The sequence below is a fragment of the Nonomuraea purpurea genome, assembly GCF_042650645.1.
GTDB classification, from domain to species: Bacteria; Actinomycetota; Actinomycetes; order Streptosporangiales; family Streptosporangiaceae; genus Nonomuraea; species Nonomuraea purpurea.
Genome location: NZ_JBHSBI010000010.1, coordinates 266148 through 287773, shown reverse-complemented (window position 1 = coordinate 287773; position 21626 = coordinate 266148). Strand labels below are relative to the sequence as shown.

Sequence of the window (21626 nt, the reverse complement as noted above, 5' to 3'; positions counted from 1 at the left end):
GAAGGAACGAACTTGGCCGTCGATCTGGTGATCTTTGACTGCGACGGGGTGCTCGTGGACAGCGAGCCCATCGCCACGCGCGTGGGCACCGCGGCGCTGCGGCGCCTGGGCTGGACGATCGACGAGGCCGAGTACGCCGAACGATTCGTCGGCTGCTCCAACGAGTACTGGGCCGAGCAGATCGGCGAGACCCCGCCCGGCTGGCACGAAGCACTGATCGACGACTTCACCGAGGCCATGCGGGCCGAGCTGTGCGCCGTCGCGGGCATCGAGGCCGCGCTGGACCGGCTCACGGTGCCGAGTTGCGTGGCCTCCAACGGTCGGCACGTCACCATCCGGCGCAGCCTGGAGCTGACCGGGTTGGCCGCCAGGTTCACCGGGCGGGTGTTCAGCGCCGAGGACGTGGCCGAGGGCAAGCCGGCGCCCGATCTGTTCCTGCACGCGGCCGCCACGATGGGGGCGGCGCCGGCGACCTGCGTGGTGGTGGAGGACAGCCCGTTCGGGGTGAAGGCGGCCATGAGCGCGGGCATGCGCTGCCTGGCCTTCGCCGGCGGCCTCACCCCGGTCTCCCGCCTCGAAGGGCTGGGCGCCACGCTCTTCGACGACCCGGCCAAGCTGCCCGACCTGATCAGCGCGCTCGACTGACCCCGTTCTCGTCGAGGTAGTCGCGCCACGAACGCTTCGGGCTCCAGCCCAGCATCCGGTGGGCCTTGGCACACGAGATGCCCGAGGCGTCGGGGCGCGCGAGCGGGCGCAGCTCGATCTGGTCCCCGTGGTACTGCCGCAGGACCGCAGCGAAGTCATGGCCGCCGGCGTTGTCGGGCGAGGCGATGTAGAACACCTCGTGCCCGGGCAGGTCGGATTCGGCGGCCAGGACGATCGCGTCCGCCAGGTCGTACACGTCGATGTAGCTCCACAACCCCGCCCCGATCATCGAGGCGTCGCGCACCTGCGGGCCGAGGTTGCGCTCGTAGTTGCCCTCCCACTGCACCCAGCTCGGCCGCAGCGAGACGCACCTGATGTCGGAGCGGCGCACGGCCGCGTCCATGAGCTGCTCGCCGAAGTGCTTGGCCAGCGCGTACGGGTCCTGCGGCCGGATCGGGTGCTCCTCGTCCACCGGCGCGTAGTCGGGCAGGAACGGCCGCTCGGGGAAGAAGAACCCGGGGACGGTCTCGCTGGAGATGTTCACGAACCTCGGCACGCCCAGCCGCACCGCCGCCTCGACCATGTTGAAGGTGGCCATCAGGTTGTTCTGGAACACCACGTGGGCCGGGTTCGAGGTCGGGTCGGGGATCGCGGCGGCGTGCACGATCGCGTCCGCTCCGTGCGCCACGGCGAACGCCTGGCCGGCGTCGGTCAGCTCGGCCTGCTGGTAGCGGGGCGCGCCGGGCTCGGGACGTTCGAAGACCGGACGGGTGACGTCGACGGCGGTGACCTCGTGTCCCGCCTCGGCCAGGGCCTTGACCGCCGCCCGGCCGACCTTGCCGTGGGCTCCGGTGACAACGACGCGCATGAGCTACTCCTTACTGCGTACTCGGGTAGATTTCGGCCCGGTCGATGGTGATGCCGTAGCCGGTCGAGGCGGCGTTCTTGGTGCCGGCGGGCCTGATCCTAGATGCCGACCGTCGCCACGGTCGACCCGGTGCGGGTCTTGGTGACCTTGAGCTGGGCGGTGATCCTGGAGCGCAGCTCGGCGACGTGGCTGACGATGCCCACGGCCCGGCCGCCGTCGCGCAGCCCGTCGAGGATGTCGAGCACGCCGTCCAGGGTGTCCTCGTCGAGGGTGCCGAAGCCCTCGTCCACGAAGAGCGTCCCGATCTCCGCGCCGCCGGCCTCGGCCGTGACGACGTCGGCCAGGCCCAGGGCCAGGGCGAGCGAGGTGATGAAGCTCTCCCCGCCCGACAGCGTCGCCGGGTCGCGGTCGACGCCCGTCCAGCCGTCGGCCACCCGCAGGCCCAGCCCGCCACCCGAACGTCCCCTCGATCCCGCCGTCTTGCGCAGGTCGTGGCGGAGCAGGTAGCGGCCGGCCGACATGTGGTCGAGGCGTTCGTTCGCGGCGTCCACCACCTGCCGCAGCCGCTCGCCCAGCACGTACGACGACAGCCGCATGTTCCACTGGTTGTCGCTGGAGGTGCCGCCGGCCAGCGCGGCCATCCGCTCGGCCAGCCGGTGCCGGTCGGCCGCGGGCCGCCAGCGTTCGATGTGGGCCGCCAGTTCGGCGTGCAGCTCCTCCAGGCGCCGCGCCCTGGCCGCCGCCCGGTCGTGCCGGCTCGACAGCGTCGTGTACGCCGCCTCCAGCTCGTCCCGCTCGGCCCCGATCGCCGCCAGGTCGGGGGCGGGCTCGGCCGCCGCGGCGACCAGCTCGGGATCGGCCAGCGTGGCGGTGACGGCGGCGTGCTCGTCGTCCAGCCGGCGCAGCAGCTCGGCCCGCCGTTCGCGTTCCGCCGGGCTCCGGTAGGCGGCCTGCGCCCCCGCCACGTCCCCGAACCCCGCCTCGACCGCCGCGTCCTCGGCCGCCCTCTTGGCTCTGCCCAGTTCGTCACCGGCCGCCACCGCCGCCTGCGTCGCCTCCAGCGCCTCGCGCAGCAACTCGGCCTCGTCGCCCAGCCTGGACAGGCGGGCGGCCAGCGTCGCGTCCGCGCCCCGCGCGGCATCCAGCCTGGCGGTCAGCCTCCCGGCGTCTCCGCTCAGCTCCTCATGCCTGGTACGCGACGCAGCCAGGCGCGCCGCCACCCGGCGTGCCCGTTCCTCCAGCTCCTGGCGTTCGCCGGTGAGCTCGGCCACCTCGGCGCCCAACGCGGGTTCCCTGGCGGACGAGGCCCGGAGCCTGCGCAACTCCCCTTCAGCGGCGGCGAGCACCGCCGCCGAATCCTCTCCAGCCACAGCCGCCGCCCTCGGCGCCGTACGTTCCGGCTGGGGCAGGTTCGGCTCTGCGGAGGCAGACGGGACCGACTCCGTGGGGGTGAGGCGGACGCGCAGGCGGGAGCGTTCGCTCTCCAGGTGGCGGTGGTGGGCGCGGTCGGCGGCGAGGGTTTCGGCGATCTCCCTGGCCCGGTCTCGAACCTCTTCGCGTTCGGCCTCCACCCGTTCGAGCGCCGACACCAGGCCGGGCTCGCGGTCCGCCACCGCCCGCAGCCGTGCCAGCTCCTCCTCGGCCGCTTCCATCTGGGTCTCGGCCGTGGACACCTCCAGCCCTCCCGCGGCCTCGACCGCGCCCGCGTGCCGGGACTCCAGGGAGGCGAGCGCGCGTTCCGCGGCCTCGCGGTCGGCGAGCGCGGCTTCGTGCGCGGTCTCCGCCTCGTGCTCGTCGTCGGCCGACGGCGCGCTGGGGGCCGGGGAGGCCGGGTGGGGGTGGTGCTCGGAGCCGCAGACCACGCACGGCAGCCCGTCGGACAGGTCGCGGGCCAGTTCGGCCGCCATGCCGTCGATACGGGCCTGGCGTACGTCGAGCCACCGTTCGCGCAGCGCCTGGGCGTTGTCGACGAGCACCTGGTGGGCCGCCACGGCCGCGTCCAGCTCCGCGGCCAGGGCCTCGCGGCGCTGGGCGGCGTCCAGCGCCGCCCTGGTGGCGTCAAGGTCCGCGGAGGCCGCCGGGATGGCCGCCGCCTGAGCGCGTACCTCGGCCAGGGCCGCACTCGCGTCGGCGATGCGTTCTGGCAGCTCGGCCTCGGCGGCGGCCGCCTCGGCTTCTCGCTGCGCCAGCGTGTCCAGTTCCACCGCCAGCCTGGCCAGCTCCCGGTCGAGCTCGATCAGGTGGGCCGCCGCCTCGCGTACGGCCTCGGCGGCCGGGATCCGCGCCGCGTCCGTCCGGGCCTCGGCCAGCCTGCCCTCGGCCTGCTCGATGAGCCCCGGCAGCAGGGCCAGCCGCGCCGCCACATTCTTGTCGGTGTCGACCAGGTCGGCCAGCTCCCTTTCGACCCGGAGCAGGTCCCGCCGGACCACCGACAGCCTGGCCTCCTCGGTGAGCAGCTCGGACAGTCGCGCGATCTCCGCCTGCCGCTGCCGCTCCAACGCCGCCAGCTCAGCCACCGAGGCCCCGCGCTCAGCCCCCGCCTCTTGAACCCCACGGGCGCCTCTTCGGTTCGGGGCACTGTCCGTTCCGGGATCGGTCGGAAGGTGTCCGGAACGGGCCAGGGCGTCGGCGGCCAGGAGGGGACGGGCGCGGGCCAGGGCGTCGGCGGCCATGGCACGGGCCTTGGCGGCGGCCTCCGAACGTTGCCTGGCCGCCGTGATGAGCGGGATCACGCGGTCGGCCCTGGCGGCGTCGTCGAGGATCGCCTGCAGGTCGGCTCGTTCGTCGGCCCGCTCGTCAAGGGTGCGGCGCAGGGTCAGGGCCTCGGCGTAGCGGCGCTGCCGCTCGGCGAGGGCGGCGGCCCGGTCGAACCGCGAGCGCGCCGCGCGCAACGCCTGTCCGGCTGTGGCCTGCTCCTCAACCGTCCTGGTCACGACGGCACCAGCGGCATCGAGCAACGCCCCCGCCCACCGCAGGGGGTCCGCGTCAGGCGAAAACGGCTCCCCGTCGTGAACGGCATCGGTAGGGGCGATGGTGCGGTCGGGGCCGTGGAGGGTGATCTCCTGGCCAGGTGCCGTCGCCGTCGGGCGTTCCGACTCCGCCTGGAGTTCCGCTCCCGCGGCCTCCTCGACGCGCTTGACGGTGAAGTCGACCTGCTGGTGGAGCTCCTGGGCCTCGCGCCAGGCCAGCTTGCGGTGTTCGGCGAGCCAGGTCTCCGCCTGGGTGAAGACCTTGACCGAGAAGAGCCGTTCGAGGAGCTTGGCCCGGTCTTCGCCCTCGGCGCGCAGGAAGCGGGCGAAGTCGCCCTGGGGCAGCATGGCGACCTGGCAGAACTGGTCGGCGTTCATGCCGAGCAGCCCGCCCACCAGGTCTCCGGCCTCGTCGAACCGGGTCGTCAGGCCCTGCCACTCCGACCCCTGCCACTCCGAGAGCACGACCTTGGCCTTCTCCTCGGTGACCCCCGCGCCCCGGAGTTTGGGTCGCTGCCATGACGGCGAGCGTTGGATGCGGAGTAAACGGCCGCGGATGGAGACTTCGAGCGCGACCGAGGGCCCTGTGGAGGGCGGGGCGTGGTCGCAGCGGAGGCTGCGGGCGCTGTTGCGCTGGCCGGGGACCTGGCCGTAGAGAGCGAAGCAGAGCGCGTCGAGGATCGTGGTCTTGCCCGCCCCCGTCGGGCCGTGGACGAGGAAGAGACCCGCCTCGGCCAGGGCGTCGAAGTCGACCGTCTCGGCGCCGGGGAACGACCCGAACGCCGTGAGCGAGAGCCGGTGCGGCCGCATCTACGCCATCGTCTCCTTCACCCTGGACGCCTCGATCGCCTGTCTTAGCAGGTCTTCCTCTTCAGGTGCGGCAGGCTCGCCGCGTACCTCCCGGACGAAATCGAGAGCCACTTCGGCCTCGGGGCGTCCGCTCACGCGTACGGGCTGGGCGGCGGGGGTGGCGCCGACCGGGTCGAAGGCGAGGGCCAGGGTGTGGGGGAAGCGGGCACGAAGCCGGTCCATGGCGGATTTGGGGCGGACAGCATCGGTAAGGGTGATGTGGAGCCAGTGGTCCTCGAAGTCGGTGTATTTCGGGAACATGAGGAGGTCGTCCAGTTCCCCGCGCAGGCGGGCCACCGGACGCGGGACGGGCGCCGGCACGAACTCCGTGTCCGTCGAGGTGCGCGGGTCGAGGGTGACCAGCCAGGAACCCTTGACGTGGTCGGCCTCCGAGAACGAGTACGCCAGCGGCGAACCCGAGTACCGCACCGTCTCGGCCATCCGCTGCCGCCCGTGCAGATGGCCGAGCGCCACATAGTCGACCCCGTCGAACACCGGCAGCGGCACGTGCGCCACCCCGCCCACGCTGATGTCGCGCTCACTGTCGCTGGCCTGCCCCCCGGTGACGAAGCAGTGGGACAACACCACCGAGGCGCGGTGACGCGCGGCATCGGCCCTGATGCGGGTCATCGCGTGGGAGATCGCCGCCGTGTGGCTGCGGTCGGGCAGCTCCCACCCGGCCCGCACCAGCTCGGGCTCCAGGTAGGGGATGCCGTAGAAGGCCACCCCGTCGACCAGGACGGGCTCCCACGCCTGGTCGGGCGAGGTGCGCACGTGTACGCCCGACGCCTCGAACAACGCCGAGCCGAACCGCAGCCGCAGCGCCGAGTCGTGGTTGCCGCTGATCAGCACCACCCTGGCCCCGGCCGAGCGGAGCCGGGCGAGCGCCTCGTCGAGCAGGGCGACGGCGTCGACCGGCGGCAGCGCCCGGTCGTAGACGTCGCCGGACACGGCCACCACGCCGACCCGCTCGGCCCGCACGGTCTCGACCAGGTGATCGACGAACGCCGCCTGACCCGCGAGCAGGCTCTCGCGGTGGAAGGAGCGACCCAGGTGCCAGTCGGAGGTGTGCAGGATCCGCATGTCGCAGGAAGCTAACAGCTCCCACTGACAAATGCGGCCTCTCCAGTCCCACTGGCCAGGAGTAGGCTGGAAGATCAGCGGGCAAACCATCGCACATGGGGAGGCCAATGCGCACTGGCCGTGGCACCTTGAGCGTCGCCGCCGGTCTGGTGCTGGTGGCTCTTGCGTCGGTCGGATACGTGCTGCCGCCCGCGTTCGATCCGCCGCCGCTCAAGTCCGATCCAGCCTTCCAGGCGATCCCGGCGCAACCGCGGCACGAGCTGCGGCCGGTCGTGGCCGTCGATCCCGTCCACCGGGAGGAGATCTCGGTCGCGGCGGAGGGACAGCGCCTGTTCGGAACGCTCCGGGTGCCGCTGACGCCCGGGCCCCATCCGGCGATGGTGTTCATCTCGGGGTCGGGGAACGGGTCGCGGACGGAGTTCACGCCGCAGGCGGAGTTCCTGTCGAAGGCGGGCGTGGCGACGATCACGTTCGACAAGCGCACGGTCGGCTACAACTTCCGCGACCGCGACTTCTCGCTGCTCGCCGACGACGCCCTGCGCATGGTGGACTACCTGCGTGCCCGCCCCGAGGTCGACCCGGCGCGCGTCGGGCTGTGGGGTGTCAGCGAGGGCGGCTGGGTGGTGCCGATCGCGGCGGCCAAGAGCGCGGCGGTGGGGTTCGCGGTGCTGGTCTCCTCCCCGAACGTCTCCCCGCTGCGTCAGGTCGCCTGGGCGCTGAACGAGCAGTTAATCCGCCTGCGCGCGCCGATCGGCGCCCGCGACCTGCTGACCAGGGCGATGGGCGGGGTCGGCTTCAACTTCCTGCGCTACGACGCGATGCCCGCGCTGAGCCACATCGACCAGCCCGTTCTGGCGTTCTACGGCACCACCGACCCGTCGATCCCCTTCGTCGAGTCGACCAAGGCGCTCGTCACGGCCCTCGACGAGGCCGGCAACGACGACTACACGATCCGCTTCATGGCCAAGGGCGATCACGCCATGCGGGTCAACGGCGGCGAGTTCACCGCCGGCTACCTGGAGACCCTCGCCAACTGGATCCTCGGGCTGCCCGCCACGGCCAAGCCGTCGGTGCACCTGGCGGGCGCGACGCCGGTGCAGCGGTTCGAGGCGAGCGACGTGCCTGCCGCCCCCTGGTACGCGGGCGGCACGATGCTGGGGCTGACGATCTGCCTGACCGCCGTCGGCTACGTCGCGGGCCCCGTGGCCGCCATGGTCGTGCGTCTGCGCGGCCGCCACCACCTCGCCGCCGACACCCACGCCAGGCTCTGGCCGCCGATCAGGCGCAGGCTGAGACGCATGGTCTGGACGGGGCTGGGCCTGCTGGCCTCGGTGGTGGCGTTCATCATGCTGCTGGTGCTGTTCTCGGTCAACCAGGCCGGCGCCTGGCCCGCGGTGCTGGCCGGCTGGCTGGTCGTGCGCGTGCTGGCCGTGCTCATGCTGGTCCAGGAGGTCACGGCGGTGGCGGCGTTCGTGTCGGCGCTGCGCGAGGGCCTGCTGCCGAGCCGCTGGCAGCATGTGGCGGTCGCGGGCGTGCTCGGCGGGACCGGCCTGCTGCTGGTGGCGGCGGCCTACTACGGGCTGTTCTCCTTCCCGTGGTGAACGCGGGCCCGTCCCGGCTACGTCTGGTGGACGTAGGCGTTCATCCAGCGGTCGAGTTCGGCGAAGACCTGCTTGCGCACCGGTTCGGCCGACAGCACCAGGTCGTGCAGGCCGTCGGTGATGCGCACGCATGTCACGTGGGGGCCGAGCGAGGTGGACCAGCGGGCGATGTGCTCGGGATCGAGGACGATGTCGGCAGAACGCGCCTCGGGGACGAAATCGCGCACTCGGAGCCCCGCGGAGGCGGCGAGCACGAGGACGGGCACGTCCACCGCGAGGCCCGCGTGCAGCCGCCGCTGCGCGCGCCGGATCGCGGCCAGCCACATGGCGTGCACCGAGAAGCCCTTGAGCGGCTTGAGCTCCAGGTCGTAGTCCCATTCGCCCTGCTCGGTGCGGTGCAGGGTCTGGCCGTAGACGGTGCTGGAGCTCAGCGGGAGCGCCCGGCGGGTGTAGGACAGCGGTGTCTGGAGCAGGTCGGCGGCCACGCGCATCGGGCCTGGCACGTTCAGGTCGAAGAACGGGCTGTTGAGCGCGAGCCCCTGCACCAGGCCCCGGCCGCGGACGCGGTCGGCCCACAGGGAGGCGATGAGGCCGCCGGTCGAGTGGGCGTTGATCGTCAGCTCGTCGTGGTCCTGCCTGACGATGCGGACGGCCTCGTCGATCTCGGGGAAGTAGTCGGTGACGCTCCTGATCAGGCCCCTGGTCTGGTGCGGCAGCAGCGAGCGGCCGTATTTGCGCAGGTCGAGGGCGTAGAAGTCGATGCCGCGCTGCACATAGTGCTCGGCCAGGTGATCCTGGAAGAAGTAGTCGGTGAATCCGTGCAGGTAGAGCACCGCCCTGCGCGTGGGGGAGGCGGCCCTTCTGGTGACGAGCGTCGCGACGACCTCGCCCTCGAAGTCGTCCGGCAGGTGCAGCACGGTGATCTCGTACATGTCAGCCACGATAGGGATTGTCCCGCCATGACGGCACACCGGGCGACAGATCCTCGCTCGACTCCCCGCGCATCGCAAAGGTGAAGGCGTTCGGCCGCTCAGGGCGCTTCAATGTCACCGTGGCGATGCGATCGGTTGCGCCGTACTCGATCTCAGAGACGCCCATGCCCGGAATTTTATTCTGTCGCTGATGTTCACTCTCCCATAAAGACATATTTCGTATTCGGCACGTAGGCTGCCCCCTCAATCGGCCTACGGTTGGACCAGCGGGGAAACGGGGAAGGCGTGCAGCAGGCGAAGAAACCGGTGAGCGCGGCAGCGGTCCTCGGCTGGCTGGTGCTGTCGGCACTGGCACCGGGCTCCGCGCACCTGCGTGCCGGCTGGCGCAAGACCGGTCTCGTCCTCCTCTGCGTCTACGCCGCGTTCCTCCTGGCGCTGCTGGCCGTGGGCCTGAGCGTCCCGTTCGACAGCCTCATCGGCTCGCTGACCGAGAACTCCTGGCTGACCGCGATCATGGTGGGCGCCGCCGTGCTCGGGCTGGCGTGGTTCGCGCTGGTCGTGCACTCGTTCGTGGTCCTGCGTCCCGGACGGCTGCCGCAGGGCGGGCAGATCCTCACCGGCACGCTCGCCGGGCTGCTGGCCGTTGTCGTGGTGGTGCCGTTCGGGGTCACCGCCCAGTACGTGTGGGCCTCGCAGGAGCTGATCAACAACATCTTCAAGGAGACCCCGGCCGACCCCGACTCCCCGCCCGTGGCCCAGCCCAAGCCGGACGACCCGTGGGCGGGCCGGCAACGGGTCAACATCCTGCTTCTCGGCGGCGACGCCGACGACAACAGGACCGGCGTGCGCACCGACAGCATGAACCTGGCCAGCGTCGATGTGAAGACCGGCAACACCGTGCTGTTCAGCCTGCCGCGCAACCTGGAGGAAGTGCGTTTCCGCCCGGGCACGCCGATGGCCCAGCGTTTCCCCAACGGTTTCCGCCTGCCGCCCGACCCCGGCGGCGGGCGCAGCGACCTGCTCAACAGCGTCTGGGAGTACGCCGACGCCCACCCCGAGATCTTCGGCGGCAAGCAGCACCAGGGCCCCAAGGTCCTCATGGAGACGATCGGCCACACGCTCGGGGTCAAGGTCGACTGGTACGCCCTGGTCAACATGTGGGGCTTCGCCCGCCTCATCGACGCGATCGGCGGCATCACGATCAACGTCGAGAAGGACGTGGTGTTCGGCAAGTACAACGAGGGCCTGGTCAAGGCCGGCACCCGCAAGCTGAAGGGCGCCGACGCGATGTGGTACGCCCGCTCGCGCACCTACAGCGACGACTTCACCCGGATGCGCCGCCAGCGGTGCGTGCTCGGCGCGATCCTCGAGCAGTCCGACCCGGCCACGGTGCTGACCAGGTTCAACAGGATCGCGGTGGCCACCAAAGAGCTGATCAGGACCGACATCCCCCGGCCGATGCTGGCCCACCTGGTGCCGCTCGCCCTCAAGGTCAAGGAGGCCAAGGTGTCGAGCGTGCAGTTCGTGCCGCCGCTGATCAACACCGGCTACCCCGACTGGGCGAAGATCCGCGACATCGCCGCCAAGGCCATCCGCGACGCCTCGGGCGCCAAGCCGGCCGTGGCGGCGACCGTCTCGGCCGCTCCGACCCCGGACGGCGAGGCCGAGGCCAGCCCGTCGCCGACGAAGTCTCCGAAGAAGCCGCAGCGGACGAAGCAGCCGGGCCAGGACAACCCCGTTCAGGGCATCACCGAGGGCTGTGCCGGCGCCCTGTGACGGTGGTGACGATCCGGCCCACCGGGATGCCGCCGCCGAGCACGTCCACGCGCGCGAAGTCCTCGGCCGCCGTCACGTCGCACCCCATCAGGCGCAGCACGTCCAGCGCGATGGCCGTGGTGGCGCGCGGGCTGCCGTCGATGACCTTGACCGCGACCGTGTGCCCCGACTCCAGCGCCGCCACCAGCACGCCTTCCGCGCCGCCCTTCACCAGCGCGCCTGGCAGGGCCCGCATCAGGTCGGTGTTCTGGTGGCCGGTGCCGCCGACGTACTCGGGGTGCGCGCGCATCGCGTCGGCGACCTGGCGCGGGGCGCTGCCCGGCGCGGCCAGCACCAGGGCCTGCACGGCCCGTGCCAGGCCCGTCAGCGACAGCCCGAACAGCGGCGCGCCGCACCCGTCCACGGCCACGTGCGCCGACTCCTCCCCCGCCAGCTCCTCGGTGACCGCACGAACCCGCCGCTGCAGGGGGTGGTCGGCCGACAGGTAGGCGGGCACGTCCCAGTCGTTGGCCACGCAGGCGGCCAGCATGGCGGCGTGCTTGCCCGAGCAGTTCATGCGCTCGCGGGAGACGCCCGCGCCCTGCCTGATCAGCTCCTCCATGGTGGCCCTGTCCTCGGGCCAGGACGGCGGGCAGGCCAGCGCGTCGAAGCCGAGGCCGTAGTCGTCGAGGATCTCGCGCACCAGGCGCAGGTGGAAGTCCTCGCCCGTGTGGCTGCCCGCCGCGATCGCCAGCCTCGGCCCGGCCAGCGCGGCGCCCGCGATCAGGCAGGCCAGTGCCTGGAACGGCTTGGCCGACGAGCGCGGCAGCACCGGCGCCTCCACCGGGCCGAGCGCCACCTCGGCCCGGCCCGACGGGTCCAGGCCGACGGCGCTGCCGTAGTGGACGCTCTCGACGAATCCCGAGCGGACCACCTCGGCCAGGGTCGGGAGCTGTTCAGGCACCTGCGGTTCTCCTTCTGAGGGTGACGGACTGGCGGGCCTCCAGCGTGCGGGCCAGCTTGGACAGCGACGCGTTGACCACGAGGTAGATCAGCGCGACGACCAGGAACGTCTGGATGAGCAGGCCGTTGAAGGCGGCCAGGACCTTGCCGCTGTAGAGCAGTTCGCCGTAGCTGACGACGAAGCCGAGCGAGGTGTCCTTGAGCAGGCCCACCGACTGGCTGACGATGGACGGCAGCACCCGGCGGGCGGCCTGGGGCAGCACGATCAGCCGCATCGCACGGAACCTGGTCAGGCCCACGGCCAGGCCCGCCTCCATCTGGCCGCGTTCGACCGCGTTGATGCCGGCGCGGAAGATCTCGGCGAAGGCGGCCGCGTTGGACACCGTCAGGGGCACGACCAGTTTCCAGAACAGCGGCAGGTCCATGCCGTAGCGGGGCAGCGCGAACAGCACCACGTACACCAGCAGCAGCGCCGGGATGACCCGGACCACCTCGACGTAGGCGGCGGCAGGGCGGCTCACCCAGCGGCGCGGCGAGAGCCGTCCCAAGGCCAGGAGCAGGCCGAGCGCCATGGACAGCGCCGCCGAGACGACGGCCGCCAGGAACGTGGACCACAAGCCTGTCAGGAGATATCGCCACATGGGCCAGGTCGTGTACGGCTGCCAGCGGACCGCGTCGAGTTGCCCGTTGGCCGCGAACTGCCGCACGGCCAGGGCCACCAGCGCGACGGCGGCCAGCGTGCCGAGCACGGTCGCGATCCGCACGCGCCGCCGCGCCTTCGGGCCCGGCTCGTCGAACAGGGCGGTGGAGCTCATCTCAGGATCACCAGCCTGCGTTCGAGCCGTCCCGTCACGAATCCGGCGGCGGCGGCGATCAGGGCGTAGGCCAGGCCCGCGCCCACGAAGATCGGGATGGGCTGGGCCTCGACGAGGTTCACCCGGTGGGCGGCGGCCGTCAGGTCGACGACGCCGACCGCGGCGGCCAGGGCCGTGTTCATGGTGGTGGCGATGAAGATGTTGCCGATCGGCTGCACGACCGTGCGCAGCGCCTGCGGCAGGATGACGTGCCGCAACGACTGGCCGAACGTCAGCCCGATCGCCCGCGCCGCCTCGCCCTGCCCCTTCTGGACCGAGTTCACGCCCGAGCGCAGGGCCTCGCAGATGTAGGCGGCCTCGTAGACGGCGATGACCACGACGGCCGTCGTCATCAGGTCGGCCTTGAGGCCGATCTCCGGCAGGCCGAAGAAGGCCAGCACGAGCAGCACCAGCAGCGGCAGGTTCTGGAACGTCTCCACGTAGGCGGTGCCGAGGGCGCGCAGCACCCGTACCGGGCTCACGCGCAGGGCGCACACCAGAGCGCCCAGCACCGCCGCGCCCGCGAACGACGCGGCGGTGAGCTGGATCGTCACGATCAACCCCTGCCACAGCTCGGGCAGGTGATCGAACAGAACGGACATCAGGACCCCGGCACGGAGCCGATCTGGGGCGGCTGGGGCGCCTCACCCGTCACGACGGTGCCGATGGAGTTCTTCCAGATCTCCTGCCACGCCCCGGCGTCCTGCATCTTCTTCAGCCAGGCGTTGGTGAAGGACTTGAACGCGTCGTCGCCGTGCTTGAGCCCGATCCCGTACGGGTCCTGGGTGAAGGGCTTGGTCACGATCTCGATCGACGGGTCCTTCTTGGCGTCGGCGATGAGGATCGTCTCGTCCTGGACGTAGGCCACGCCGCGGTCCTGCTTGAGCGCCTGGACACATTCGGGATCGCTGCCGAACGTGATGATCTCCGCCTGCGGCGCCAGCTTCTTGATCGCCGGGATGGCCGGGGTGTTCGCGCCCGCGAGGACCTTCTTGCCGTTCAGGTCCTGCGGCTTGGCGATGCCCGTCGTGCCCTTCTTCACCGCGATCGTCAGACCGGAGGTGTAGTAAGGGCCCGCGAACGCCACCTGCTCGGCCCGTTCCTCGGTGATCGTGTACGTCTGGAAGACGACGTCCACGGTGCCGTTGGCCAGCAGCGCCTCCCTGGTCTCCGACGCCGAGTTGACGATCTTGACCTTGGGCTCGCCCAGGATGTACTTGGCCAGCGCCTTGCCCATCTCCGCGTCGAACCCCTCGACCTGGCCGGTGACCGGGTTCTGCTGGGAGAGCAGGGGCGCGTCCAGCGAGCCGCCCACGAGGAGCTCACCGCGCTGCTTGATCTTCTCCATGGTGGAGCCGGGCAGGATGTCGGCCGCCGCCGCGACGGGCGCCTTGGCGAGAACGTCGCTCTTGGGAGCCGCGCCTGGCACGGCCGGGCTGCTCGACTCGCCGCAGGCCGCCAGGGCTAACACGGAGACGGCGGCGACAGCGACAAACCTCTTCATGAAAGGTCACTTCCTTCGATTTCGAAGATAAGCCGGACCGTAGTGGGAGATTTCGTAGCAAGTCAATACGTTGTCGGCTGAAGTCCAGACATGGTAGGTATCTCCCATGAACCAGCGGCTGCCCGTGCAGGGGGCACAGGGCGACCTGCTGCGACTCGTCGCCACCGGCAGGGCCGAATCACGCGCCGAGCTGGCCCGCTTATCCGGCCTGGCCGCCTCCAGCGTCTCCCTGCGCGTCGAGGAGCTCATCGACGCCGGGCTGCTGGCCGAGGAGGGCTCGGGCACCTCGCGCGGCGGCCGGCGCCCCCGCCGCCTGCGACTCTCCTCCGGAGCCGGCGTGCTGGCGGTCGCCGACCTGGGCTCCCACCACGTACGCCTCGGCCTGCTCGACCTCAGCGGCGCCCCGCTCGTCATCGAGGAACGCGGCTGCGAGATCGCCGACGGCCCGCAGGCCACCCTGGACGCCATCGCGGACGCCTTCGACGAACTCCTGGCCGAGCACGTGCCACCGGGGACGCCGTTGCGCGGCGTCGGAACCGGCATCCCCGGCCCCGTGGACCCGGCCACGCTCCGGGTCGTGACGCCGTCCCGCATGCCGGGCTGGAACGACTTCCCCGTCGCCGACCACCTCGCCGCCCGCTACGACCTGCCCGTCCTCGTCGAGAACGACGCCAACCTGATGGCGGCGGGCGAGGCCCGCTGGTGGCCGGAGCGCGAGAACCTCATGGTCGTCAAGGCCGGCACGGGCATCGGCTGCGGCGTCGTCGTCAACGGCCGCCTACACAGGGGCAGGGGCGCCGCCGGGGACATCAGCCACGTACGGGTCCTGTCGGACGACTCGATCCTGTGCGCCTGCGGCCACCCCGACTGTCTGGAGGCCCACGCCAGCGGCGCCGCCCTGATGTCGGTCCTGCGCGGGTCCGGCATCGAGGTGGCCCGCACGGCGGACGTCGTCACCCTCGTCAACGACGCCGTCCCCGAGGCCACGAGCCTGGTACGCACCGCCGGCCGCCGCATCGGCGAGGTGCTGACCGTGCTGGTGAACTTCTTCAACCCCGACGTCGTCGCGGTCGGCGGCAGCCTGTCGGCGGCCGAGCCCCTGATCACCTCGATCAGGGCGGCGGTGTGGGAGCGCTGCCTGCCGCTGGCCACACGGGACCTGGAGATCGCCCCGGCGCGGGCGGGCAGGGACGCGGCGCTGCTCGGCGCCGGCGCCCTGCTCCTGGACGCCGCCCTGACGGGACGCTGAATCCGGTATCCCGTCGGGGGAAACTGTGCGAAGGTTCTGCGGAAGATCACGCGAACCGGGGGTGGGTGTGGAACAGTCGCGATCAGGGCGGGTTTCGTCCATCGGGAGCGTCGCGGAGGAGCGCCGGTGACCCGCGACACGGCAGGGCCCCTGCGGCCGCTCCTGGCCGACGAGCTCCCCGAGGCACGCCGGACGCTGCTGGCGATGTACCAGCGGGTGCGCAGGTACGCGGTGCCGATGTGGATGATCGAAGCCGCGACCGAGCGGCGGCTGGCCGGTGACGCGGCGGGCGCCTGCGCGGTGGCGGGCATCGACCTGGACATCGACTTCGCGAAGGTGGCGCAGGAGTGCGGCCAGGAGACCGCCGACGAGATCGCGGAAGATCTGCGGCATTTGGCCCCCGACCTGCTGCGCTGGCACCTGCCCCGCGTCCTCGACCCACCGGGCGGGGTCTGGAACTGGAGGGGTGTGCTGCGCCGGTACCCCGCAGGCGCGAACCTGCAGGTGGACCGGGCGTGGAAGGAACCGCTGCGGCTGACGCTGCAGGTGCGGACCAAACGGTCGGGAGAGGCGGTGTTACCGGACCGGGGAACGTGGAACTATCACCTGCACCGGTCCTACTGGGACGCCCGGCACACCGACGAGCTGCGGGAACGCTGCGGCGGGACGGACCGGATCCCGTTCTTCCACGCCGACGGCCGCCCGCTGGACCTGGCCGAGCTGCCCGGCGGGCCACGTCCGGACGATCCGGTCGCCACCGTGGAGTGGCTGACCATGCTGTGGGACCAGGGCCGCACCGGCGAGGCCCTGGCGGCGTGCGGAATCACCCTCGCCCCTGGTGAGCGGGACACCTGGCCGGACCGGCCGCAGGTGGCGGTGGAACGGCTGGTGGCCGAGGCTCGCCACGTCCTCGACCACGGCGTGCCCGAGCCGCGCTTGGTGACCCCGCCCCGGCGTCGTGAGCCGACGGTGTGGGTCGATAGCAACGACGAGACGCGGCCCTTCACCGATCTGGAATTGACGTTCGGCCGTTCCGGCGGGGTCACGGTGCGCCGCCGAAACCGCCCGCTCGGCGAAGAGCTGATCGTGACCCTCGCCGAGTACCGTCATCCGGCCGACTTCGACCTGCTGCGGTTCGGATACCTGCGACCGGACGACCTGCACCCGCTGGTCTGCCGGGCACTGTTCCCGGCGCGCGACCCGGCCGCCGGCAGCGGGCCGCCGCCCCCGGCGTCGTCCGCCGACGACGGGGAGCTGCTCGAACGGGCCTTCCACGGTGACACGCCCGGCGTGATGGCGCTGCTGGATGCCGGGTCAGACCCGAGGACCCGCAACGAGGCGGGCGAGACACTGCTGCACCTGCTGGTCCGCCTCGACCACGAAGCGCTGCTGCCCCGGCTGCTCGCCGCCGGGCTGGACGTCAACACGGTCGACGCGCAGGGGCACACCCCGCTGCACGCCGCGGCCGAGTGGTTGTCCGCGCGGCGGCAGGCCGACGACCTGATCGACCGGCTCATCGACGCGGGCGGCATCGACGTGTGCGGGCAGCGGGGAGTGACGAGCTGCTTGGGAAGCGACGTCACCCGGACACCGCCCCCGCCGGAGGACGCCGTCTGGCAGTTGCGGCCACCGCCGACCGCGGAGAAGCTCGCGCGGCTGCGCAAGAAGGCGAAGCGGGGCCGCTACCGCTCCCTGGTCAATCTGGCACGAGGGCTCTACCTCACGGGGCACGGCCCGCGCGAGGTGCTGGCCGAATGCTTCGGTGTCGCCTTCCCCGAGGAGTTCTTCGCACTCGCCGAGCACCTGCCGCCGGCCGGCCACGACCCCGAGGACTTCGAGCACCACGCCTGGAAGCTGGCCGTCCCACCCGACCGGGGCGGCCCGGTCGCGCCGAGCTCTGAACCCTTCGGCGACCTCGACGACGACTACAACGACGAGATGGTACTCAAGCGCGATCGAGACCTGATCCCGCTGGTGCGGCTGAGCGACCGCCGCACCGAGTACGGCGGCCTCACCCTGTGCTACCGGTCGAGCGAGCTCACCTCCGGCCGGACGACGGTCTTCGGGGTCGACATCCTCGGCCCGGACGAGGAGGTGGAGCGGTGCGGCCCGTCCCTGCTCGCGGTGCTGCGGGAACACCACGCCGCCGTCATCGATCGGCTGGAGGCGACGGAGCTCGACGACCCGCAGCGGCTTACTGACCACCGCGCGGCGCTCGACCAGGTCAAGGCCCTGATCGGGCCCGACGACGACCACGCGCCGACGACCAGGCGGGCCCCGGCGACGGCGACGCTGAGGGCACGGGCGTCGCGCGGCGACTACCGCTCGATGAGCCGCCTGGCACGAGCGCTGTACGCCACCGGGCTGGGCCCGCGCGAGGTGCTGGCCGAATGCTTCGGGGTCGCGCTCCCCGAGGAGTTCTTCGTGATCGTCGAGGCGAACCCCCACGACGCGGTTCCAGGGCATGTGACCAACCTGCCGTGGGAGCTGGCCGTCCCGCTCGACCGGGGTGGTCCCTTGGTACGGCCCTCGCCGATGATGTGGCGGCCCGAGCGGCGGATCTTCGCCTGGGACCCCGACCTCGTCCCGCTCATGGCGCTGTACGGCGACGCCCGGATCGACCACGGCGCGAAGACACCGCAGCCGTGGGTGCCCCACGGCAACCTGATCCTCTGCTACCGCCTGAGCGAGCTCGCCGCCGGTCGGAGCACCGTGGTCGGCGTCCCGTGGCGGCGGACCGATGAAGGCGGCGAACTGTCCGTCAGGCCCGGCGGCCCTTCCCTCCTCACGGTCCTGCACGAGTACCTCACCGCCCTGCACCACCTGGACGAATGGGAATTCATGCAGCCGTGGAACTGGGGTGCGGGCTCCATCGACGACACGACGGTGGAGGAGTCGCGCGAGAGCGTGGAGGAACTCGAAGCGCTCCAGCGCCGCCTGAGTGTGCGCACGAGGCCGGCCGGGGAATGAGGTGATCCTCCCGGGCGGGTAAAGAACGCCCCGCGCCCCGGTGGCGGCGCGGGGTGCGGCGCTCGGCGTTGTGATCTCCTGGGCGCAGTTCGCACACCACGTCAAGGAGGTACGCATGCACCGCCATGCCCACCTGTTCGCCATCGCCGCCCTGATCATGGCCGTCGACCCGCTCAACCCGATCGCCGTTCCCGGCTCCCTCATCGGCATCGCCCAGGGTGTCCGCGACGTCGTCACCAGCATCACTCACCCTGCCTCGTTCTTCGAAAGCGCGGACGACGACGAGATGCCGATCTGAGCCCCTTCTCCCGCACCCGTTGAACCGGATGCGGCCGCAAACGCGTACAACCCTCCGACAAGCGCACGGAGGGAGTGCGTCATGGGCGTGCCGGCCGGATGGCAGGTACTGGGGCTGGCCGACGACCCGGCCCCGGGCGACCCTGACCAGGTGCGGGTGCTCGCCCGCCGACTGCTCGACCAGGCGGAGCTGGCCGACGACAACACGGCCAGACTGAACACGGTCTCGGGAAACAGCTCGGCGCTGCGGATGCGCGGCGACTACGCGGCCCCGTACACCGAGGCCCTGAGCGGGCTCCCCGCCGAGCTGGCCAAACTGGGCAAGGCATACCGGGGCGCCGGAAACGCGCTCATGACCTACGCGGGCACCCTGGACCAGGCCAAAACCCAGGCCGGCACCGCCCTGCGCCAGGGCCAGACCGCCGACGCCCAGTACCAGGGGGCGTTACGCGAGGTCCGCGCCCACCTGCCCGCCGCGGCCGGGCTGCGTTCCCTCCCCGACGTGGAGCACGCCGTCTCCGCCGCCGCCCCGGCCGTCCAGGCATCGGTACGCCCGGCGGTGCAGCGGGCCAGAACCGCCGACGCCGACCGCGCACGAGCCCGCCGCGTTGCCGACGAGGCGGCCCGGCTGCGCTCGGACGCCGAGACGCGGGCGGTCGAGGAGATCACGCAGGCACTCGACGGCAGCGGCATCCGCGACAAGTCGTGGCTGGCCAAAGCCTGGGACACGGTCTCGACGCCGTTCCGCTCCTGGGATGACTTCGTGTCGTTCGCCGGGAAGGTGGCCCTGGTCGCCGGGATCGCCGTACTGATCGTCGGCACCGGCGGTCTGGCCGGAGCACTTCTGGCCGGGGCGGCCATCGCCGCCGGAGCCGTGGTGTTCGCCGACTCGCTCAACAAGTACCGCGAGGGCAGATCCAGCCTGGGCGAGGTCATCCTGAACGGGCTCGGGATGCTGCCGGGAGGCAAGAGCGCGGGACTGCTGGCACACGGGATGGTGGCGGCGGGCGGGCTGCGCGGGATGGCGGCGGCGGTACGCGCCGGCCTGGGCCGCCTCCTCGGCCGCGGCCTCCGCCCGACCCCTCAGACCCGCGCCCTGTCCGAGGCCCCGTCACGCCTGGAAAGAGTGGGCAACCCCTTACCGCGAGACTTCACGACGACCCGCGGCCGGGACGGCCTGATCGACACGGTTAACGGGCGACCGGTAAACGAGTTCGTGCAGGACATCGCCACACAACGCAATGACCTCTACCAGGAATTGCGGCAGACCGACCCCGGCAACTTCACCAAGCGGCTCACCGGGAGAATGCATTCGATCGCCTTCGACCGGCGAACCGGAGAGCTCTTTGAGGCCGACAACCGGACGATCCCCCACGACGTGCCCACCGATTTACATCCCACCTTGCAGAAACCGCTCGACGACATGGTCGACTACGCCGATCGCAATCCGGCGGCCTACGACTACGGAGGAGGGCGCCGGGGCGGATTCCCCCACGTCGACTTCCCAGGAACGCACTCGGAAGTGGTGGCGACCAACAAGGCCCTTTGGGCTCGGGAGGCGATCGGCGCCCCCACCGGCGAGGCCCACCTGTCCGAGATCGTCATCGACAACCGGCGCCTGTTCGGCGGCGGCACCGGACTACCCGCTCCCTGCTGCCCCAACTGCACCCATATTCTGGGGCCCATCGACTCGATTCCCGGCAAGGAGGCGTGACCGTGCTCAGGGTGCTGCTTGATGACACCGATGAGACCACCGATGGCAGGGTCACCTACAACGGAGAAGTGCTCACCGGTGTCACCGTCGAAAACTTTCCCGACGGCACGCTCCTCGCCGAGACGTATTACACGAGCGGCGTCCAGGACGGCCCGGAACGCCAATTCACGCACGATGGCCGGTTGACAGCCGAGAACATCTACGACTTCGGTTCCACCGTGCAAGAGCGGGAGTGGCACTCAAACGGCCGGCTCGCCCGCGAAAAGCACCTCCGCAACGGCCGGGTCGTGAGCGAACAGCGGTGGGACGAGAACGGCGACCCCACGGGCTGAGGGCGGCGGAAAGCGGCCCGCCACCCGTCTAGGTACGAAAAGAGTCTTTGGCGAACCGCCGCAGCCGCGCCTCGTCGACGTCGTGCCCCAGCCCCGCCTGGGTCAGCGGGACGGCGATGACTCCGCCGTCGGCCCCCACGATCGGGGTGACGATCTGGTTCTGGCGCGGCGGCTGCGTGACGTCGCACGGCAGCGTGCAGCCGGGCAGGCTGGCGACCGCGACCGTCGCCGCCCTGGCCAGCCCCGCGCCCTGGCCGCCGGCGCACTGGATGTCCCAGCCGGCCGCCACGGCCCGGTCGTGGGCGCGGCGGACTTCGGTCAGTGACGGGAACGTGGCCGGCCGTAGCAGCAGGACCTTGGCCGCCCGCAGCGTCAGGTAGTCGTCCAGTTCGGCCGTCGAGCCGATCTCGACCGCGACCGAGGCGGTCACCTGGTCCTGCAGCGAGGCGTGTGTGGAGGCGTCGGTGACGGCGAAGGGTCGTTCGATGACTTCCAGGCCGTAGGAGTCGAGGGCGACGAGCTGTCCGAGCTCGGTGTAGGCGTTGCCGCAGTCGACGGCCAGGGTCAGGGCGGGGTAGGCGTTCCGTACCGCCCGTACGGGCTCGACGTCCCATCCGGGCCGCACGTCCAGCGTGACGTGCCCGTAGCCGGCGCAGACCTGCTGGTTGACCCGGGCCACGAGGCTTTCGACGGACGGGTCGGGCGTCAGCCGCACGGTGGCCATGAGCGAGGTGCGGGTGCCGCCGATGGCCTCCGCGAGCGGCATGCCCCGCATCCTGGTCCACAGGTCCCAGCAGGCCATGTCCACGGCGGATTCGCCGCTGGGCACGGCGTCGGGATGTTCCCAGTCGACGCCGATGAGCAGGGCGGCGAGCGATTCCTCAAGTTTGGACCAGGTTTTGGGCGGTGGGGAGGTCGCCTCGCCCCAGCCGGTCATGCCGCCTTGGTCTGTGAGCTTCACCAGCAGGGTCTCCGACCGCCTGCCGAACGGCAGGACCAGCCGGAAGACCTCAAGCTCCCGCACTCGCGGCATGTGCCCCC

The 21626-nt window shown here is 71.6% G+C and carries 18 protein-coding genes; 8 read left to right on the top strand and 10 right to left on the bottom strand.

The features are described 5' to 3' along the window. Positions 1-12: 12 nt before the first annotated feature. A complete protein-coding gene (locus tag ACFOY2_RS21740; protein ID WP_379529885.1) occupies positions 13-645 on the top strand; it encodes an HAD family hydrolase in 633 nt (210 codons plus the stop codon). On the opposite strand, the gene ACFOY2_RS21735 is transcribed toward ACFOY2_RS21740, so the two are convergent. From ACFOY2_RS21735 to ACFOY2_RS21725, 3 genes are all read right to left on the bottom strand, one after another. Beyond that, positions 629-1513: an NAD-dependent epimerase/dehydratase family protein gene (locus tag ACFOY2_RS21735; protein WP_379529884.1), complete on the bottom strand. Its 885-nt coding sequence runs from the start codon at positions 1511-1513 to the stop codon at positions 629-631. The two genes, ACFOY2_RS21740 and ACFOY2_RS21735, sit on opposite strands and share 17 nt — an antisense overlap. 98 nt (positions 1514-1611) lie before the next feature. Next, positions 1612-5292: an AAA family ATPase gene (locus ACFOY2_RS21730; protein WP_379529883.1), complete on the bottom strand. Its 3681-nt coding sequence runs from the start codon at positions 5290-5292 to the stop codon at positions 1612-1614. Beyond that, a complete protein-coding gene (locus tag ACFOY2_RS21725) occupies positions 5293-6414 on the bottom strand; it encodes an exonuclease SbcCD subunit D (protein WP_379529882.1) in 1122 nt (373 codons plus the stop codon). A 107-nt stretch (positions 6415-6521) separates the two neighbouring features. Between ACFOY2_RS21725 and ACFOY2_RS21720 the strand changes: the two genes are divergently transcribed. Then, a complete protein-coding gene (locus tag ACFOY2_RS21720; RefSeq protein ID WP_379529881.1) occupies positions 6522-8015 on the top strand; it encodes an alpha/beta hydrolase family protein in 1494 nt (497 codons plus the stop codon). A gap of 17 nt (positions 8016-8032) precedes the next feature. Here ACFOY2_RS21720 and ACFOY2_RS21715 read toward each other — a convergent pair whose 3' ends face one another. Beyond that, the gene (locus ACFOY2_RS21715; RefSeq protein WP_379529942.1) at positions 8033-8947 is read right to left on the bottom strand and encodes an alpha/beta hydrolase; all 915 of its coding nucleotides are present in this window, start codon (positions 8945-8947) and stop codon (positions 8033-8035) included. Between the two features lies 1 nt (position 8948). Further along, positions 8949-9113 (bottom strand): hypothetical protein, encoded by a 165-nt coding sequence (locus ACFOY2_RS21710; protein ID WP_379529880.1) that lies wholly within the window; start codon positions 9111-9113, stop codon positions 8949-8951. 119 nt (positions 9114-9232) lie between these two features. On the opposite strand from ACFOY2_RS21710, the gene ACFOY2_RS21705 reads away from it, so the two are divergent. Then, positions 9233-10723, top strand: a complete 1491-nt coding sequence (locus ACFOY2_RS21705; protein ID WP_379529879.1) for an LCP family protein — start codon at positions 9233-9235, stop codon at positions 10721-10723. On the opposite strand, the gene ACFOY2_RS21700 is transcribed toward ACFOY2_RS21705, so the two are convergent. The 4 genes from ACFOY2_RS21700 to ACFOY2_RS21685 are packed head-to-tail and all read right to left on the bottom strand — an operon-like array spanning position 10695 to position 14023. Beyond that, on the bottom strand, positions 10695-11666 hold the full coding sequence (locus tag ACFOY2_RS21700; RefSeq protein WP_379529878.1) for an asparaginase: 972 nt from the start codon (positions 11664-11666) through the stop codon (positions 10695-10697). The genes ACFOY2_RS21705 and ACFOY2_RS21700 overlap by 29 nt on opposite strands. Next, complete coding sequence (locus tag ACFOY2_RS21695) at positions 11659-12480, bottom strand: amino acid ABC transporter permease (RefSeq protein WP_379529877.1); 822 nt, start codon at positions 12478-12480, stop codon at positions 11659-11661. The genes ACFOY2_RS21700 and ACFOY2_RS21695 overlap by 8 nt, the downstream gene beginning before the upstream one ends. Continuing rightward, positions 12477-13121 (bottom strand): amino acid ABC transporter permease, encoded by a 645-nt coding sequence (locus ACFOY2_RS21690; protein WP_379529876.1) that lies wholly within the window; start codon positions 13119-13121, stop codon positions 12477-12479. Before ACFOY2_RS21690 ends, ACFOY2_RS21695 begins: the two co-directional genes overlap by 4 nt. Then, on the bottom strand, positions 13121-14023 hold the full coding sequence (locus tag ACFOY2_RS21685) for a glutamate ABC transporter substrate-binding protein (protein WP_379529875.1): 903 nt from the start codon (positions 14021-14023) through the stop codon (positions 13121-13123). The genes ACFOY2_RS21690 and ACFOY2_RS21685 overlap by 1 nt, the downstream gene beginning before the upstream one ends. A 106-nt stretch (positions 14024-14129) precedes the next feature. Between ACFOY2_RS21685 and ACFOY2_RS21680 the strand changes: the two genes are divergently transcribed. The 5 genes from ACFOY2_RS21680 to ACFOY2_RS21660 all read left to right on the top strand — a co-directional run bounded on the left by ACFOY2_RS21680 (position 14130) and on the right by ACFOY2_RS21660 (position 20585). Next, positions 14130-15272: an ROK family transcriptional regulator gene (locus ACFOY2_RS21680; RefSeq protein WP_379529874.1), complete on the top strand. Its 1143-nt coding sequence runs from the start codon at positions 14130-14132 to the stop codon at positions 15270-15272. Between the two features lie 126 nt (positions 15273-15398). Then, positions 15399-18242, top strand: coding sequence for an ankyrin repeat domain-containing protein (locus ACFOY2_RS21675; protein WP_379529873.1), 2844 nt, complete (start codon positions 15399-15401; stop codon positions 18240-18242). Positions 18243-18357: 115 nt separating this feature from the next. After that, entirely contained in the window at positions 18358-18540 is a 183-nt protein-coding gene (locus ACFOY2_RS21670) for a hypothetical protein (RefSeq protein ID WP_379529872.1), read from the top strand. An 81-nt stretch (positions 18541-18621) separates the two neighbouring features. Then, complete coding sequence (locus tag ACFOY2_RS21665) at positions 18622-20253, top strand: putative T7SS-secreted protein (RefSeq protein WP_379529871.1); 1632 nt, start codon at positions 18622-18624, stop codon at positions 20251-20253. After that, positions 20250-20585: a toxin-antitoxin system YwqK family antitoxin gene (locus ACFOY2_RS21660; protein WP_379529870.1), complete on the top strand. Its 336-nt coding sequence runs from the start codon at positions 20250-20252 to the stop codon at positions 20583-20585. The genes ACFOY2_RS21665 and ACFOY2_RS21660 overlap by 4 nt, the downstream gene beginning before the upstream one ends. A 28-nt stretch (positions 20586-20613) precedes the next feature. Here the strand turns inward: ACFOY2_RS21660 and ACFOY2_RS21655 are convergent, their stop codons facing one another. Further along, the gene (locus ACFOY2_RS21655; protein WP_379529869.1) at positions 20614-21618 is read right to left on the bottom strand and encodes an enolase C-terminal domain-like protein; all 1005 of its coding nucleotides are present in this window, start codon (positions 21616-21618) and stop codon (positions 20614-20616) included. Between the last annotated feature and the right edge of the window lie 8 nt (positions 21619-21626).